Raw genomic sequence first — 2,209 nt, forward strand, 5'->3', positions numbered from 1 at the left:
GGCGGAACAGCGAGCACGCGCGCACCGGCTGGGGGGCGTACTTCTGGGGCAGCAGTGGACAGAGGATGAAGGTGGAGGTCCGCGTCTGGACGTACTTGGGGGGCGCTGCGCAGCGGTGGCAGAGACTGTCCGGAAAGGGCAGGGGCTCGGGGGGCGTCATGGAGTGGCCAGCATCGCACGGAGGGTGGAGAAAAACGGGGTGCGGGTCCCGGCGTGCTTCCTAGATTGCAGGTCATGCACGTCGATGAAGTCCGCGTCGAACCCCATCGTCTGCGCCTGTCCGGACGTCATGCCGTCCTGGAGGTTTCGAGCCCCCTGCCCGGCGTGCTGCGGGTGCGGCATGCGCCGGTGTCCTCGGAGGTCGGCTTCCTCCATCCCGAGCTGCCCGACAAGCGGTCCTGGGCGGTGGTGACGCAAGAGAAGCCTCAGCTCCTGGAGATCCGGAGCAACGCGGAGCGCATGCACGTGAAGACAGGCGGCGTGTCGCTGGAGGTCTCCGTGGAGTCGGGGACGTGGAGCTTCCGGGATGCGTCCGGGCGGGAGCTGGCGCGCAGCGTGAGTGTGTCAGGCGAGGTGCAGGCTGAATATCCGATGAGCCGCCATCGCTCCCGGCTGAAGCTGCGAGCGCCGCCGGACGAGCGCTACCTGGGCTTCGGCGAGAAGGTGGGGCCGCTGGACAAGCGGGGGATGCACTTCACGTTCTGGAACACGGACGTGATGCCGCACCACCCGGACACGGATCCGCTCTACCAGTCCATTCCCTTCTTCGTGGGCCTGCGCGAGGGCGTGGCGTGGGGGTTCTACCTGGACGAGTCATGGCGCTCGGAGGTGGACGTGGCGCTGACGGACGCGTCGCGGGTGGCGTGGGAGTCGTGGGGGCCGGAGCTGGACTGCTACCTGTTCGCCGGGCCGGGGATCGCGGACGTGGTGCGGGGCTATGCGGCGCTGACGGGCTGCCCTCCCCTGCCCCCGCTGTGGAGCCTGGGCGCGCAGCAGAGCCGCTGGGGTTACGAGAACGCGAACGACATCCGGGGCGTCATCCAGGGTTACCGGCAACGGGGTCTGCCTTTGGACGTCGTGTATCTCGATATCGATTACATGGATGGGTACAAGGTCTGGACCTGGGACGGGGCGCGCTACCCGGATCCCGCCGGGCTGGTGCAAGAGGCTGCGGCCGAAGGCGTGCGGCTGGTGCCCATCGTGGATCCGGCGTTGAAGCAGGAAGCGGGCTGGGCGCCGTATGAAGAGGCGCGAGCGCGCGACTACCTGGTGCGCTACGACCGGGGCGGCGTGCTGGTGGGCGAGGTGTGGCCCCGGCCCGCGGTGTTCCCGGACATGACGCGGCCGGAGGTGCAGCATTGGTGGGGCGGGCTGCACCGCGACTTCGTGGAGTTGGGCATCGCGGGGTTCTGGAACGACATGAACGAACCCTCGTGCTTCGCGGTGCAGCCGGACCTGGGGATCCTCACGGTGACGAGCCAGCGCGCGGAGGGCGTGGGCAAGGTGGAGGGCCCGACGCTGCCGTATGACGCGAGGCACGGGGACAAGCGGCACATCGAGGTGCACAACGTCTACGCGCTGGGGATGGCGAAGGGGGCGTATGAAGCGCTGCGCGAATTGCGTCCAGAGGCGAGGCCGTTCCTGCTGACGCGCGCTGGAAGCGCAGGCATCCAGCGCTACGCGGCGGTGTGGACGGGGGACAACTCCAGCCACTGGACGCAGTTGGAGACCTCCATCCCGATGCTGGTGGGAATGGGCCTGGCGGCGGTGGCCTTCACGGGGACGGACATCCCGGGCTTCGTGGGCCGGGCGAACGGTGAGTTGCTGGTGCGCTGGATGCAGACCGGCACGTTCTATCCGCTGATGCGCAACCACGCGGGCAAGGGAACACCGCCGCAGGAGCCCTGGCGGTACGGGGAGCCGTACCTGACGCTGGCCCGCGCGACGCTGGAGCGGCGGTATCGGCTGCTGCCTACGCTGTACACGCTGCTGCACGAGGCGTCAGAGACGGGGCTCGCGCCGTTGAGGCCGCTGTTGATGGAAGCGCCCGGGGATGCGGAGGCGGCGGGCGCGTTCGATCAATTCCTGTTCGGGCAGGACGTGATGGTGGCCCCGGTGGTGAGGCCGGGACAGACGAAGCGGCTGGCGTGGCTGCCGGCGGGGGCGTGGCTGGAGTGGCCGGGCATGGAGCGGGTGGGCCAGGTGAGGG

1 protein-coding gene is annotated in these 2,209 nt (G+C 69.4%); it reads left to right on the plus strand.

Features of this window, described 5'->3' with window-relative positions; genetic code table 11:
• Nucleotides 1-234: 234 nt before the first annotated feature.
• Nucleotides 235-2,209 (plus strand): glycoside hydrolase family 31 protein (locus D7V88_RS40835; RefSeq protein WP_120545875.1); only part of this gene is annotated, 1,975 nt, incomplete at its 3' end.

It is taken from the genome of Corallococcus terminator (assembly GCF_003611635.1).
Classification (GTDB): Bacteria; Myxococcota; Myxococcia; order Myxococcales; family Myxococcaceae; genus Corallococcus; species Corallococcus terminator.